The following is a 13905-nucleotide window of genomic DNA, read 5'->3' on the forward strand; positions in this document are numbered from 1 at the left end:
CGCTCGCGCGTGTTCGCGGTTGCCGCATCCCTCGTCATTTTCCCGAGGCGTCGCCTAACCTGATCACATCGGGTGTCGATTTTCCACGATCCTGTTATCTTTCATTTTGTAATGTTCGTTGGAAACGGTCATGTCATGGCGCCCCTTCGGCCGTGTTCGCGCGGTTGCCGCATATGACCGACGCCATTTACAAGGACTCTGGATGGAAGCATTCGTGCAAGGGTTGATCCGGATGCCCGGCGTGTTCGTCGACACGATCGTGATCTGCAGCGCGACCGCATTCGTGATCCTGCTGTCGGGCCAGTACGAGCTCGGCACCGGTATGGTGATGTCCGGCAGCGTCGGGCAGTTGCCGCTCGTGTGGGCGGTGGCCGATACGAGCATGGGGCTGATGGCGATCATCAACCTGGTCGCGATCCTCGCGCTCGGCAAGCATGCGCACGCGGCATGGCGCGATTATCGTCGCCAGCGCGCGGAAGGTGTCGCCGATCCGGTGTTTACGCGCAACATGATCCCGGAACTCGCGAATGTGCCGCCGCCCGACGTGTGGGGCGAGCACGGCCCGCTGCCGCAGCGTCCGGCCGCGGCCGATGCGGACAATACCGTGCGCGTGGCGGTGCGCGCGTCATGAACGGTGACCGGCTGCGCGTGTTTGTCGCGCTGATGCCCGATGCGGCGTCGCGCGATGCGCTGCATGCGTTGCCGGTCACCCGAGGCGCGCGGCGTCCGCTGCCCGCACAGCTGCATGTGACGCTTGCGTTCGTCGGCGCGATCGAACGGGCGCGCTGCGACGCACTGGCCGCGTGCATGCCGGCGCTCGCGGCCGCGCATCCGCTGCCGTCGATGCCGGTCGAACGGATCGCGTGGTGGCCGAGCCTGCCGCGCGCCCGGCTGATCGTCGCGGAACTGGCTGCCGTGCCGGCATGCGAGGCGTTGAATGCCGCGCTGTCGGCAACATTGCGCGAGCTCGGCGTGCCGGCCGACCGGCGGCCGTTCCGTCCGCACGTAACGCTCGCGCGGCTGCCGCACGACGCGGTCGGGCAGCCGGCGCACGGCGGCGCGGTGGGGCGGCCGGTCGCGCTGCGGTTCGACGCGCTCACGCTGTTCGAAAGCCGGCTGTCGAACGAAGGCGTGTCGCATCGGCCGATCGTGTCGGCGCCGATTGCGCGGGCGGACGGCGCGGGGGCGCAATGAAGCGTTCCGGCGACATACGGCGAACGGCCGCCATTCTCGTCAGGCTCCACGCAGCTGTTCCGGCGCGGCGCTTCGACGCTGCTGCCTTCAGTCCAGGCTACCGCCCGTAGCGCGCGAGCGTCAGCCCAGCCAGATCGATCTCCGGTTCCCGCCCCGTGACGAGATCCGCCAGCACCTTCCCCGAACCCATCGACATCGCCCAGCCGGTCGACCCGTGGCCGACGTTCAGCCAGAGTCCGCCGATTCCGCTCGCCCCCAGTAGCGGCGGCCCGTCGGGCGTCATCGGCCGGCGGCCGACCCAGAAGCGCACCGACGCGCGATCGGCCGCTTGCGGGAACCAGTCGTCGAGCACCTTCATCAGCGTATCGAGCGCTTGCTGGCGCAGCGCCGCATGCCGGTTGCCGAGCTCCGCCGTGCCCGCTACACGCAGCGTCGGGCCGAAGCGCGTGATTGCCGTCTTCAGCGATTCGTCCATCAGGGCGGCGCGCGGTGCCTTTTCATCGTCGACGACGGCCAGCGTCGCCGAGTAGCCTTTCACCGGATACAACGGCACGTCGATGCCGTGCGGCCGCAGCAGGCCGGCGCTGTCGACGCCGAGTGCGACGACGATCGCGTCGGCGGCGAGCCGCGCGTCGCGGTGCGTGCCGCCGTCATTCGAGGCGAGTGGATCCGGTCGCCCCCGATCCTGCGACTCGTCGGCGTTTTCTCCGACGATCCGTATGCCGAGCACCTTGCCGGCTTCGACATCGAGCGCCTGTACCGCCGTGCGAAAGCGGAACGTCACGCCGTTCGCTTCGCACAGCGCACGCAGTTCGCGCGTGAAGCGAGCGCAGTCGCCGGCTTCGTCGTCGGGCAGGTAGATGCCGCCGAGGGGCGCTTGCCGGGCCCAGCGCAGGCCCGGCTCGATCGCGGTACAGCCGGCCGCGTCGAGTTCGCGAAACGCGATGCCGGCGTCGCGCAGCACCTTCAGCGCGGGCTGCACCATCTCGACGTCGAACGGGCCGCGCAGCAGCTGCAGGTAGCCGCGGCTCGCGCCATAGTCGAACGGATGACGATCGCGAAACGCATGCAGGCACGCGCGGCTGTAGTACGCGATGCGCTGCATTCGCTGCTTGTTCACGCGGAAGCGCTCGAATTCGCATTCGCGCAGCCAGCGCGCGATCCAGCGCCACTGCGCGGCATCGAGCGTTGGCCGGAAGATCAGCGGCGACGCGGGCTTGAACAGGTATTTGAGGATCTTGCCGGGCATCCCGGGTGCAGCCCACGGCGTCACGTAGCCGGGCGCGATCACGCCCGCGTTGCCGAGGCTCGTCGCCTGCGCGACGTCGGCCTCGCGCTCGATCACGGTGACGTCGCAGCCCGCTTCGCGCAGGTGCCACGCGGTGGCGACGCCGATCACGCCGGCGCCGAGAACGATCACATGCATGCGGTTTCCGGAGGGAGGGCGTTCAGGACACGACGGCCGGATCGTCGACGAGCGACTTGCCGCGCGTTTCCGGCAGCACGAGCGCGGCGACGATCACGAGCAGGTAGCCGGCGCCCGCGACGAGGCCGATCGCCTTCACGAGCGACATCGTCTGCGACAGCGAGCCGACGAGGATCGGGAAGAACGACCCGAGCCCGCGGCCGAGGTTGTAGCAGAAGCCCTGGCCCGACCCGCGGATGGCGCCCGGATACAGCTCGGACAGGTAGGCGCCAATGCCCGCGAAGATGCCCTGCACGACGATGCCGAGCGGGAAGCCGAGCAGCAGCATCGCGGTGTCGGTGATCGGCAGCATCGTGTACGCCATGCCGAGCGCGAACGAGCCGACCGCGAACAGGATGAACGACGCGCGCCGGCCGAGCCGGTCGGACAGGATCGCGCCGACCACATAACCGACGAACGAGCCGACGATCAGCACGACGAGATACCCGCTCGTGTTGAACACGGACAGGTGGCGGGCGGTTTTCAGGTAGGTGGGCAGCCACGTCGTGATCGCGTAGTAGCCGCCGAGCATGCCGGTGCATAGCACGCTGCCGAACAGCGTCGCGCGCAGGTGTTGCGGCGCGAAGATCTCGAGGAAGTGGCCCGACACGCGGCCTTCGTCGCGCGCGCGGCGGGTGGCCGTGTAGATGTCGGGATCGCTGACGTTGCGACGGATGTAGAGAATCCACAGCGCGGGCACGATGCCGATCCAGAAGCACGCGCGCCACGCGATCTGCTCGGGCAGCAGCGCGAAGAACGCCCAGTAGAGGATCGCGGCCGCGGCCCAGCCGAACGACCAGCTGCTCTGCACGGTGCCGACCGCCTTCGCGCGGTGCTCGGGTGAGCGGATCGTCTCGGCCATCATGATCGTCACGACCGACCATTCGCCGCCGAAGCCGAAGCCCTGCAGCGTGCGCGTGGCGAGCAGTTGCCAGAACGAATGCGTGAAACCGGACAGGCAGGTGAACAGCGCGAACGTCGCGATCGTCCACTGCAGCACGCGCACGCGGCCGTAACGGTCGGCGAGGATGCCGGCGGCCCAGCCACCGATCGCCGACGAGATCAGTGAACTCGTCGCGATCATCCCTGCCTCGCTCTTTGTCATCCCCCACGAGGCGATCAGCGTCGGAATCAGGAACGAGTAGATCATGAAGTCGAACGCATCGACCGCGTAGCCGCCGAAACCGGCGTACAGCGTCCTGCGCTCGCGCGTCGACAGTTCGTGAAACCACTGGATTGCCTGCATCTCGCCATCTCCGTGTCGGTTCGTGTCGTGCTGCCTGGCGTGCTGCCGTGTGGCAACCATTCTACGGGCGCGCTGCGGGGCGCCAAAATGGTCGATGCAGGGTGGTGCGGGAAACGGTAGCGATCGGCGACGCGTCGCGATGCGAATGGCTGGTGCTCGAGGAGCAGTATGTTTATGTTTGACGCGTCAGAGCGTCAGAGCGTCAGGCCGCCGTCGACGTGCACGACCTGGCCGGTGATTTGCCGCGCGGCGTCCGACAGCAGGAACGCGATCAGTGCGGCGACGTCGTCGGGTTCGGCGATCCGGCCGAGCGGCGTCGCCTGTTCGGCTTGAGCCCACGCAGCCGCATTGCCGTCGCTCGGGCCGTGATCCTTGCGCGTGAAGCCGGGGGCGACCGCATTGACGGTGATGCCGTGCGCGGCGAACTCGGCTGCCGCGGTGCGCACCAGCGATTCGAGCGCGGCTTTCGCGGCGGCGGTCGCCGCGAACGGCGCATCGGCGCGGTAGCGGTGTGCGACGAACGAACTGACCGCGACGATGCGCGGTGCCGCCGACGCCTCGAGCAGCGGCCGCGCGCGGCCCGCAAGCGCGGAGAACGCGCCGGGCATCGCCGCGAACGCGGACGCGAGCGTGTCGGGCGAAAGATCGGAAAAAGTCTGTCGTGCCGCGAAGCCGGCGTTCGCGACGAGGTGATCGAGCCCGCCGAAGCGCGCGACGGTCGCGTCGACCAGTGCCGCGGCGACGCTGGCTTCGGCGAGATCGCCGGTGAGCGTCACGCATTCCGCGCCTGCCGCCGTGCAGGAGGCGGCAACGTCGTCGAGCCGCTTGCGGGCTGCGTCGTCGGCGCCGCGCGCATGCAGCGCCAGCGCGGTGCCGGGTGCCGCCAGCCGCCGCGCGAGCGCCGCGCCGATCCCCGACCCTGCGCCGGTGATCAGCGCGATCCGTGCGAGGTGCGCGGCGCGTGCGCTCACGCCGCGACCTTGTCGTTGTCGTTCACACGCTCGACGTTGATCGTGCCGACATGGAACGCGGCCAGCGACTCGCGGTGCGCAATGCTGACGATCGCGGCCTTCGGCAGCCGCTCGGCGAACAGGTGATAGAGCCGCGCTTCGTTGTCGGCGTCGAGCGCGCTGGTCGCTTCGTCGAGGAACAGGAAGTCCGGCTTGTGCAGCAGCACGCGTGCACCGGCGAGACGCTGCTGTTCGCCCGGCGACAGCACGCGCGTCCAGTGGCCGGTCTCGTCGAGGCGCTCGACGTAGTCTTCGAGGCGGCACGCGCGCAGCGCGTCGCGGCACGCGTCGTCGGTGAATGCGTCGGGCGCGGCCGGATAGGTGAGCGCAGCCTTCAGCGAGCCGATCGGCAGGTAGCTCGTCTGCGGCACGAACATCATCCGCGCGCCGACCGGCGCGTCGATCGCGCCGTCGCCGAACGGCCACAGGCCCGCGATCGCGCGCATGAACGTGCTCTTGCCGGAACCCGATTTGCCGATCACGAGCCAGCGCGAGCCGGGCTCGATCGTCACGTTGCCGATGTTCGCGAGCGCGTTGCCGTTCGGCAGTGCGAGCTTCAGCGACGACGTCGACAGCTTCGCGGCGTCGACGTAGTGCAGGTTGATGCCGCCGTGCTCGGTCGCGGGCGACAGGCTTTCCTTCAGGTGCGAGGTGCCCATCACGCGCTTGAATTCACGCAGACGGTTGACGGTGGCGCGCCATTCGACGAGGGTCGAGTAACTGTTGATGAACCACGAGAACGAATCGCTGACGGTGCCGAACGCGGACGAGATCTGCATCAGCACGCCGAACGAGAAGGCGCCCGCGAAATAACGCGGCGCCGCGACGACGAGCGGGAAGATGATCGCGATCTGCCCGTAGAAACTCAGCACGAACGTGAGGCGCTTCGTGTACTTCATCACGCGCCACCAGTTGTCGCGGATGCGCATGAACAGGTTCTGCGCGTTGCCGGTTTCGGTTTTCTCGCCCTCGTAGAACGCGATCTGCTCGGCGTTCTCGCGCACGCGAATCAGCCCGAAGCGGAAATCGGCCTCGACGCGCTGCTGCTGGTAGTTGATCGACACGAGCGGGTGGCCGACCTTCTGGATGATCAGCGAGCCGACCACCGCGTACAGCGCGGCTGCCCACACCATGTAGCCGGGGATCGCGATCGGCGTCGCGCCGAGCGACACCGTCAGCGCGCCGGCGAGCGACCACAGGATCGTGATGAACGATACGAGCGTGACGACCGTCGACAGCAGGTCGAGCGACAGCGCGAGCGTCGTCGTCGCGAACGACTGGAGGTCGTCGGTGATCCGCTGGTCGGGGTTGTCGGCGAGGCGGTCGCGTTCGATCCGGTAGAACGCGCGATCGCCGAGCCACTGGCCGAGAAAGCGGTCGGTGAGCCACTGGCGCCAGCGGAACCCGAGCATCTGCCGCAGGTAGCGGCCGTACACCGCGAGGATGATGAAGCCGAACGCGAGCGCGGAGAACTGCATCAGCAGGTTCGGGAAGTCGTGGACGTCCTTCGACTGCAGCGCGTTGTAGAACTGCGCGTTCCACTTGTTCAGCTTGACATTGATCCAGACTACGCAGAGGTTGATCGCGATGATCGTGATCAGCAGCCCCCATGCGACTTTCCATTCGGACGACACCCAGTAGGGCTTGATGAGACTCCACGCGGATACCGGGCGCTCGTCCTGCGGCGCGTCGGAGGCGGAGCGGACGGGATCGATCGATTGGGTCATGTGCTTCCTGATGAGTAGCCGGCGCGCGGGCCGGGCGAAGCCGGGCGCGCGCCGCGATACGGCATGCCGGGACGAGGTGCCGACTGACGGCGGGCGTCCGGATGGTGGCCCGCGCGTCTTAAACGGCACTTAAGGCCGGCGGTGACGCGGCAACCGGCCGCTCGCGCGGCCGGCCTGCGGGCATTGTGCCAGAGCGGCGCGTCGCGACGGCGAATTTGCCGCAAGGGGACAGTTTGCGGCGCTTTCCGCTTTTATGGTCTAATGGCCGACGACGAAACAGGGGTGCTTCGAGCGCGGCCGACGGGTTATTCCGGGCAACGCGGCGAGGCTGAGAAAGACCCTTCGCACCCGATCCGGGTAATACCGGCGAGGGAAGTTTCTGATCCCGCCGGGCCGCGCTGGCTGCCATCCCACATGGTCAGCGCCCGAGTCCCGCCCGGCCGGCCTTTGCTGCCGGTTTCGTCCTTTTGGGTACGCGCTTTGCGCGTTACGGAAGGAATGATGACCGCTCAATCTTCAGTTTTTTGCGCTGTTCCCGAACCGCTGTCGTGTGCGCTGGCACGGGACGGCGCGCGCGCGTCGACGTCCGTCGCACGGGCCGGCTCGGTTTGCGGGGAGGGCGCGCGATGAACGTCCACGCTTCCCGGCCGGATTTCGCGGTACTCGGCGGCGGTCTCGTCGGCCGCCTGATCGCCTGGCGGCTCGCGGGCGACGGGCATCGCGTCGCGCTGTACGAGCGCGGCGGCCCGGACGGCGAGCAGTCGGCCGCGTGGGTCGCGGCCGCGATGCTCGCGCCGCTCGCCGAGGCGGCGAGTGCCGAGCTGCTGATCACCGAGCTCGGTGCCGCATCGCTCGCGCGCTGGCCGCAATGGCTCGCGGAACTGCCCGAACCGGTGTTCTTCCAGCATCGCGGCACGCTCGTCGTCTGGCATCACGCGGATCGCGCGGAGGCGCCGCTGTTCGAGCGGCGCGTGCGCGCGAATGCGCCGGCCGAGCTGTTCGACGGCGGCTTCGTCGCGCTGGCCGGCGCGCAGGTCGATGCGGCCGAGCCCGCGCTTGCGGGGCGCTTCGCGCGCGGCCTGATGCTGCCGCGCGAAGGTCAGCTCGACAACCGTCAGGCGCTGCGCGCACTCGCGGCGGGCCTCGCGCAGCGCGGGGTCGAACTGCACTGGCACGCGACGATCGACGATGCGAACCGGCCTGACGCGCATTTCACGATCGATTGCCGCGGGCTCGGCGCGAAACCCGCGCTGCCCGCGCTGCGCGGCATCCGCGGCGAAGTCGCGCGCGTGCGCGCGCCCGGCATCGGGCTCACGCGGCCCGTGCGGCTGCTGCATCCGCGCTATCCGCTGTACATCGCGCCGAAACAGGATGACCTGTACGTGATCGGCGCGACCGAGGTGGAGGGCGAGGACATGTCGCCCGTCAGCGTGCGCTCCGCGCTCGAACTGCTGAGCGCGGCGTTCTCCGTGCATCCGGCGTTCGGCGAGGCGCGCATCCTCGAACTCAATGCGCAGTGCCGCCCGACGCTGCCCGACCACCGCCCGGCGGTGATCTGGGACGGCGCGACGACGCTCGCCGTCAACGGCCTGTATCGGCACGGCTTCATGATCGCGCCGGAGGTCGCGCATGCGGCGGCCGCGTTCGCGCAAGCCGCGCTCGGCGGCACGTTCGCCGATGCCGATGCGTTCGTCGCATGGCGCGATGCCGCGCGCTGGCCGACGCTCCTTCATCACCGCGACGACGCGCGCCAGCCAGCCTGACGCGCGTCGCCCACCGAATTCGACCCAGCCTCATGGATATCCAGATCAACCAACAGACCCTGACGCTGCCCGATGGCGCGACGGTGGCCGACGCGCTCGCCGCATACGGCGCACGTCCGCCGTACGCGGTCGCGCTGAACGGCAATTTCGTCGCGCGCACGCAGCATGCGGCGCGCGCGCTCGCGACGGGCGACAAGCTCGACGTGGTGCACCCCGTCGCGGGCGGCTGAGCGCCGCCGGTTCGTCCCCCGCTCTTCCAGGAAAACGACATGACGTCCCTCACATCCGCCGACGCGCTGACGCTGTACGGTGAAACCTTCGCAAGCCGCGTGCTGCTCGGCACGTCGCGCTATCCGTCGCTGCAATCGCTGTCCGACTCGATCGCCGCGTCGCGCCCCGGGATGGTGACGGTCGCGCTGCGCCGCCAGATGACGGGCGGCACCGCCGAGGCCGGCTTCTTCGACCTGCTCAAGCGTCACGCGGTGCCGCTGCTGCCGAACACGGCCGGCTGCCAGACCGTCGCCGAGGCGGTGACGACCGCGCACATGGCGCGCGAGGTCTTCGACACCGACTGGATCAAGCTCGAGCTGATCGGCGACGACTACACGCTGCAGCCCGACCCGGTCGGGCTGATCGAGGCAGCCGCGCAACTGGTCAAGGACGGCTTCAAGGTGCTGCCGTACTGCACCGAGGATCTCGTGATCGGCCGGCGCCTGCTCGACGTCGGCTGCGAGGCGCTGATGCCGTGGGGCGCGCCGATCGGCACCGGCAAGGGCGTCGTGAACCCGTACGGGCTGCGCGTGCTGCGCGAGCGGCTGCCGGACGTGCCGCTGATCGTCGACGCCGGGCTCGGCGTGCCGTCGCACGCGTGCCAGGTCATGGAGTGGGGCTTCGACGGCGTGCTGCTGAACACGGCCGTGTCGCAGGCCACGCATCCGGAGATCATGGCGCGCGCGTTCGCGCAGGGTGTCGAGGCCGGCCGTGCGGCCTACCTCGCCGGGCCGATGGATGCGCGCGAGACCGCGCATGCGAGCACGCCGGTCGTCGGGATGCCGTTCTGGCACCAGGACGGAGGCGGCGCATGAGCGCGCGCTTCGCCGACGCATTCTGGCCGCCCGCCGACGAGCTGGCCGAAGCGGCCGAGCGGATTCGCGCGCGCCTCGGCGACTGGCCGGCAGGCACGAATCCGCGGCGGCTGTGCGTCGCGGCGTCGGACGTGCCGGCCGACGGCGACGTGCTGATCGTGTCGGCCGGCGACCGTGCCGCGCAGGCGCGCGCGTCGGCCGCATCGCGCCCCGTGGCGCCGGATGCGGTCGCGATCGAATTCGACGAGCACGGCGCGGCGCTGCATGCCGCGGGCGTGCGCTACGCGCTGGAAGCCGCGCATCCGCTCGCCGACGACTGGATTGCGGCGCTCGCCGCGTTCCTCGATTGCGGTTTCGCGCCGATCGACGCGTTGGTGCTCGCGCTGGCGTGGCGCGACGGCGACGAAACGCGCGGCGCGGATGCGTGGCCGGTCGACGCCGCGCGGTTTCCGCGCGTCGCCGGCCTGGCCGCCGCGCCGGAGCCGGCATTCCCGCCATGCCCCGCGCAGCTCGGCCTTTATCCGGTTGTCCCCGACGCCGAATGGGTCGAGCGCGTGCTCGATTGCGGCGCGCGGACCGTGCAGCTGCGTGTGAAAGGCGCGACCCCCGACGCGCTGCGCAGCGAAATCGCGCGTGCGGTCGCGGCCGGGCGCCGTTATCCCGATGCGCGCGTGTTCATCAACGATCACTGGAAGATCGCGGTAGAAGAAGGCGCGTACGGCGTACATCTGGGCCAGGAGGACCTCGAGACGGCCGACCTGGCCGCGATCGCGCGCGCCGGCCTGCGGCTCGGGCTGTCGAGCCACGGATATTACGAAATGTTGCGTGCATTGCACGAGCGCCCGAGCTACCTGGCGCTCGGTCCCGTGTACGCGACCGCGACCAAGGCAGTTGCGGCGCCGCCGCAAGGCCTCGCGCGGATCGCCCGCTACGCACGCTTCGCCGGGGCGCGGGCGCCGCTTGTCGCGATCGGCGGCGTGGGGCTCGACGCGTTGCCGGATGTGCTGGCGACGGGCGTCGGCAGCGTCGCGGTCGTCAGTGCGGTCACGGGTGCCAGCGATTATCGGGCGGCGATTGTCGCATTGCAGCAATACTTTGCCCGACAATTTGACAATCATTGACCGCAGGGCCCGGAACGGCTTCACGACATCATTCCAAGGCAGGCCCTATAATTCGGCGTTCTGCGTAAAAGGAATGTCAGCTCCGTGAGCCCCACTCCTCCCGACACACTGCTGGAACTTCGCGACGTCGACTTTGGCTACGGCGACCGCCTCGTCCTGTCGAACCTGAACATGCGCTTCGGGCGCGGCCGGGTCGTCGCTGTCATGGGCGGGTCGGGTTGCGGCAAGACGACCGTGCTGCGCCTGATCGGCGGCCTGGTGCGCGCACGCCGCGGCCAGGTGCTGTTCGACGGCGCCGACGTCGGCGCGCAGACGCGCGACGGCCTGTACGCGCTGCGCCGCAAGATGGGCATGCTGTTCCAGTTCGGCGCGCTGTTCACTGACATGTCGGTGTTCGAGAACGTCGCGTTCGCACTGCGCGAGCATACCGACCTGCCGGAAGACCTGATCCGCGACCTCGTGCTGATGAAGCTCAACGCGGTCGGGCTGCGCGGCGCGCGCGACCTGATGCCGTCCGAGGTGTCGGGCGGGATGGCGCGCCGCATCGCGCTCGCGCGCGCGATCGCGCTCGATCCGCAACTCATCATGTACGACGAACCGTTCGCGGGCCTCGACCCGATCTCGCTCGGCATCACCGCGAACCTGATCCGCACGCTGAACCAGGCGCTCGGCGCAACGTCGATCCTCGTCACGCACGACGTGCCGGAATCGTTCGCGATCGCCGATTACGTGTATTTCCTGGCAAACGGCGGCGTGCTCGCGCAGGGTACGCCCGACGAGCTGCGCGCGTCGACCGATCCGAGCGTGCGGCAATTCATCGACGGCGCGCTGGACGGTCCGTTCAAATTTCATTACACGAGCCCGCCGCTCGCAGCGGATTTCGGGCTCGGCGGAGGGCGCGCATGATCAGCGCGATCGGACGTTACGTCATCGGCGGCCTCGAGCGCGCGGGCTACGGCACGCGGCTGTTCGTGCGCCTCGTGCTGGAATTCTTCCCGCTGCTGCGCCGGCCGCGGCTGGTCACGAAGCAGATCCACTTCCTCGGCAACTACTCGTTCGTGATCATTGCCGTGTCGGGCCTGTTCGTCGGCTTCGTGCTGGGCCTGCAGGGCTACTACACGCTGAACCGGTACGGGTCCGAGCAGGCGCTCGGCCTGCTGGTCGCGCTGTCGCTCGTGCGCGAACTCGGCCCGGTCGTGACCGCGCTGCTGTTCGCGGGCCGCGCGGGCACGTCGCTCACGGCCGAGATCGGCCTGATGAAGGCCGGCGAGCAACTCACCGCGCTCGAGATGATGGCCGTCGACCCGATCAAGACGGTGATCGCGCCGCGCCTGTGGGCCGGCATCATCGCGATGCCGCTGCTTGCCGCGATCTTCAACGCGGTCGGCGTGCTCGGCGGCTATTTCGTCGGGGTCGTGCTGATCGGCGTCGATCCGGGCGCGTTCTGGTCGCAGATGCAGGGCGGGGTCCAGGTGTGGGCCGACGTCGGCAACGGCGTGGTCAAGAGCATCGTGTTCGGGTTCGCCGTGACCTTCATTGCACTGTTTCAGGGGTATGAAGCGAAGCCCACGCCCGAGGGCGTGTCGCGCGCGACGACCAAGACGGTCGTGTTCGCGTCGCTCGCCGTACTCGGCCTCGATTTTCTGCTGACCGCGCTGATGTTCAGCTAAGCCTCAGCCAAGCCAAATTTTGGGATGACGATGAAAAAGACTGCTCTCGACTTCTGGGTCGGCCTGTTCGTGGTGGTGGGCTTCCTCGCGGTGCTATTCCTGGCGCTCAAGGTGGGCAACATGAGTTCGCTGTCGTTTCAGCCGACCTACTCGGTGCGGATGAAATTCGACAACATCGGCGGGCTGAAGCCGCGCGCAGCCGTGAAGAGTGCGGGCGTCGTGGTCGGCCGCGTGAAGGCGATCGGCTTCGATCCCAACACCTACCAGGCGCTGGTGACGATCGATATCGATGGCCAGTACCCGTTCCCGAAGGATTCGTCGGCGAAGATCCTGACGTCGGGCCTGCTCGGCGAGCAATACATCGGCCTCGATCCGGGCGGCGACACCGAAATGCTGAAGTCGGGCGATACGATCACGATGACGCAGTCGGCGATCGTGCTCGAGAACCTGATCGGCCAGTTCCTGTACAGCAAGGCAGCCGACGCGGGCGGTGCGAAGCCGGCCGCCGGCGCATCGGCAGCGCCGGCCGCACCTGCCGCACCCGCGCCGGTCGCGGTGCCGGCGTCCGCGGTGTCCGGTTCGGCCGCCCAATAACCACACGAGAGAAAGACAAGAGGGTAATGACCATGCAGACGATCCGCATCAGGCACGCCGCGCTCGCCGTGGCGGCAGTCGCCGCGTTGAGCGGTTGCGCGACCGTGCAGACGCCGACCAAGGGCGATCCGCTCGAAGGTTTCAACCGGACGATGTACAAGTTCAACGACACGGTCGACACGTACGCGCTGAAGCCGGTCGCGAAGGGCTACCAGTACGTGGTGCCGCAGCCGGTGCGCGACAGCGTGACGAACTTCTTCTCGAACATCGGCGACGTCTATATCGCGGCGAACAACATCGTGCAGCTGCGGGTCGCGGACGGTGTCGGCGACATCATGCGCGTCGTGATCAACACGGTGTTCGGCGTCGGCGGCCTGTTCGACGTCGCGACGATCGCGAAACTGCCGAAGCACACGGCCGACTTCGGGATCACGATGGGCCGCTACGGCATGCCGTCGGGCCCGTATCTCGTGCTGCCGCTGCTCGGACCGAGCACGGTGCGCGATACGGCCGGCCTCGGCGTCGACTACGTCGGCAACCCGCTCACCTACGTGAAGCCGGACGGCCTGAGCTGGGGCCTGTTCGGCGTGAACCTCGTCAACACGCGTGCGAACCTGCTCGGCGCGGGTGACGTGCTGGATGCCGCGGCGCTCGACAAGTATTCGTTCGTGCGCAACGCATACCTGCAGCGCCGCCAGATGCTGATCGACAACGCACGTGGCGAGGCCTCGACGACGTCGAGCAACGATGCGCTGCCGAAGTACGACCTGCCGGACGATGGCGCGGCACCGGCGGCAGCCGGCGCGGCCGGTACGGCGGGTGCCGCGGCAGTCGGCGGCGCGACGGCACCGGCCGGTGCCTCGGGTGCGGCCGTTGCTGTACCGGCGTCGGGCAGCGCCGAAGCGCCGAACCCGGCCAGCGCGACGAACGTGCCGGCCATGCAGATGACGCCGCCCGCACCGGGCGGGATTCGCTTCCCGAGCATCAAGCTGCACTGACCAACTTACATTCGTTACAGCCCGAAACGATT

Annotated in this window: 13 protein-coding genes, 1 pseudogene and 1 riboswitch; of the genes and pseudogenes, 10 read left to right on the plus strand and 4 right to left on the minus strand. The window is 68.9% G+C overall.

Annotated elements, in window-relative coordinates:
- Positions 1-217: 217 nt before the first annotated feature.
- Both AC1Z3W_RS20305 and thpR read left to right on the plus strand, forming a co-directional pair.
- A pseudogene (locus AC1Z3W_RS20305) lies at positions 218-631 on the plus strand (alanine:cation symporter family protein); the annotation flags it as partial.
- On the plus strand, positions 628-1194 hold the full coding sequence (thpR, locus tag AC1Z3W_RS20310; RefSeq protein WP_057924783.1) for an RNA 2',3'-cyclic phosphodiesterase: 567 nt from the start codon (positions 628-630) through the stop codon (positions 1192-1194). The pseudogene AC1Z3W_RS20305 and the gene thpR, both read left to right, overlap by 4 nt.
- 97 nt (positions 1195-1291) lie before the next feature.
- Here the strand turns inward: thpR and AC1Z3W_RS20315 are convergent, their stop codons facing one another.
- From AC1Z3W_RS20315 to AC1Z3W_RS20330, 4 genes are all read right to left on the minus strand, one after another.
- Positions 1292-2620 carry a D-amino acid dehydrogenase gene (locus tag AC1Z3W_RS20315; protein ID WP_483508357.1) on the minus strand — a complete coding sequence of 443 codons (1329 nt, stop codon included), beginning with the start codon at positions 2618-2620 and terminating at the stop codon, positions 1292-1294.
- Positions 2621-2642: 22 nt separating this feature from the next.
- A complete protein-coding gene (locus AC1Z3W_RS20320; protein WP_483508358.1) occupies positions 2643-3905 on the minus strand; it encodes an MFS transporter in 1263 nt (420 codons plus the stop codon).
- Between the two features lie 194 nt (positions 3906-4099).
- Entirely contained in the window at positions 4100-4876 is a 777-nt protein-coding gene (locus tag AC1Z3W_RS20325; RefSeq protein ID WP_483508359.1) for an SDR family NAD(P)-dependent oxidoreductase, read from the minus strand.
- Positions 4873-6642, minus strand: a complete 1770-nt coding sequence (locus AC1Z3W_RS20330) for an ABC transporter ATP-binding protein/permease (RefSeq protein WP_057924779.1) — start codon at positions 6640-6642, stop codon at positions 4873-4875. The genes AC1Z3W_RS20325 and AC1Z3W_RS20330 overlap by 4 nt, the downstream gene beginning before the upstream one ends.
- Positions 6643-6910: 268 nt before the next feature.
- Positions 6911-7034: riboswitch (TPP riboswitch) on the plus strand.
- Between the two features lie 234 nt (positions 7035-7268).
- Between AC1Z3W_RS20330 and AC1Z3W_RS20335 the strand changes: the two genes are divergently transcribed.
- From AC1Z3W_RS20335 to AC1Z3W_RS20370, 8 genes are all read left to right on the plus strand, one after another.
- Complete coding sequence (locus tag AC1Z3W_RS20335) at positions 7269-8405, plus strand: FAD-dependent oxidoreductase (RefSeq protein WP_057924778.1); 1137 nt, start codon at positions 7269-7271, stop codon at positions 8403-8405.
- Positions 8406-8437: 32 nt separating this feature from the next.
- Entirely contained in the window at positions 8438-8635 is a 198-nt protein-coding gene (thiS, locus tag AC1Z3W_RS20340) for a sulfur carrier protein ThiS (RefSeq protein WP_014898319.1), read from the plus strand.
- Between the two features lie 39 nt (positions 8636-8674).
- The gene (locus tag AC1Z3W_RS20345; RefSeq protein ID WP_039322226.1) at positions 8675-9490 is read left to right on the plus strand and encodes a thiazole synthase; all 816 of its coding nucleotides are present in this window, start codon (positions 8675-8677) and stop codon (positions 9488-9490) included.
- Entirely contained in the window at positions 9487-10611 is a 1125-nt protein-coding gene (gene thiE / locus AC1Z3W_RS20350; protein WP_483508360.1) for a thiamine phosphate synthase, read from the plus strand. Before AC1Z3W_RS20345 ends, thiE begins: the two co-directional genes overlap by 4 nt.
- A gap of 84 nt (positions 10612-10695) precedes the next feature.
- The gene (locus AC1Z3W_RS20355; protein WP_057924777.1) at positions 10696-11517 is read left to right on the plus strand and encodes an ABC transporter ATP-binding protein; all 822 of its coding nucleotides are present in this window, start codon (positions 10696-10698) and stop codon (positions 11515-11517) included.
- Positions 11514-12281 (plus strand): lipid asymmetry maintenance ABC transporter permease subunit MlaE, encoded by a 768-nt coding sequence (gene mlaE, locus AC1Z3W_RS20360; protein WP_057924776.1) that lies wholly within the window; start codon positions 11514-11516, stop codon positions 12279-12281. Before AC1Z3W_RS20355 ends, mlaE begins: the two co-directional genes overlap by 4 nt.
- A gap of 24 nt (positions 12282-12305) precedes the next feature.
- Positions 12306-12875, plus strand: coding sequence for an outer membrane lipid asymmetry maintenance protein MlaD (gene mlaD / locus AC1Z3W_RS20365; protein ID WP_057924775.1), 570 nt, complete (start codon positions 12306-12308; stop codon positions 12873-12875).
- A 32-nt stretch (positions 12876-12907) separates the two neighbouring features.
- Positions 12908-13873, plus strand: coding sequence for an MlaA family lipoprotein (locus AC1Z3W_RS20370; protein ID WP_057924774.1), 966 nt, complete (start codon positions 12908-12910; stop codon positions 13871-13873).
- The last annotated feature ends 32 nt before the right edge of the window (positions 13874-13905 follow it).

This window comes from Burkholderia sp. 10_S31 (assembly GCF_056930375.1).

Excerpts from the sequence above, each read along its gene's own strand:
- mlaE (WP_057924776.1), top strand. The coding sequence starts at position 11,514 with ATGATCAGCGCGATCGGACGTTACGTCATCGGCGGCCTCGAGCGCGCG.
- AC1Z3W_RS20335 (WP_057924778.1), top strand. The coding sequence starts at position 7,269 with ATGAACGTCCACGCTTCCCGGCCGGATTTCGCGGTACTCGGCGGCGGT.
- mlaD (WP_057924775.1), top strand. The coding sequence starts at position 12,306 with ATGACGATGAAAAAGACTGCTCTCGACTTCTGGGTCGGCCTGTTCGTG.
- AC1Z3W_RS20330 (WP_057924779.1), bottom strand. The coding sequence starts at position 6,642 with ATGACCCAATCGATCGATCCCGTCCGCTCCGCCTCCGACGCGCCGCAG.
- thiE (WP_483508360.1), top strand. The coding sequence starts at position 9,487 with ATGAGCGCGCGCTTCGCCGACGCATTCTGGCCGCCCGCCGACGAGCTG.
- AC1Z3W_RS20320 (WP_483508358.1), bottom strand. The coding sequence starts at position 3,905 with ATGCAGGCAATCCAGTGGTTTCACGAACTGTCGACGCGCGAGCGCAGG.
- thpR (WP_057924783.1), top strand. The coding sequence starts at position 628 with ATGAACGGTGACCGGCTGCGCGTGTTTGTCGCGCTGATGCCCGATGCG.
- thiS (WP_014898319.1), top strand. The coding sequence starts at position 8,438 with ATGGATATCCAGATCAACCAACAGACCCTGACGCTGCCCGATGGCGCG.
- AC1Z3W_RS20345 (WP_039322226.1), top strand. The coding sequence starts at position 8,675 with ATGACGTCCCTCACATCCGCCGACGCGCTGACGCTGTACGGTGAAACC.
- AC1Z3W_RS20370 (WP_057924774.1), top strand. The coding sequence starts at position 12,908 with ATGCAGACGATCCGCATCAGGCACGCCGCGCTCGCCGTGGCGGCAGTC.
- AC1Z3W_RS20315 (WP_483508357.1), bottom strand. The coding sequence starts at position 2,620 with ATGCATGTGATCGTTCTCGGCGCCGGCGTGATCGGCGTCGCCACCGCG.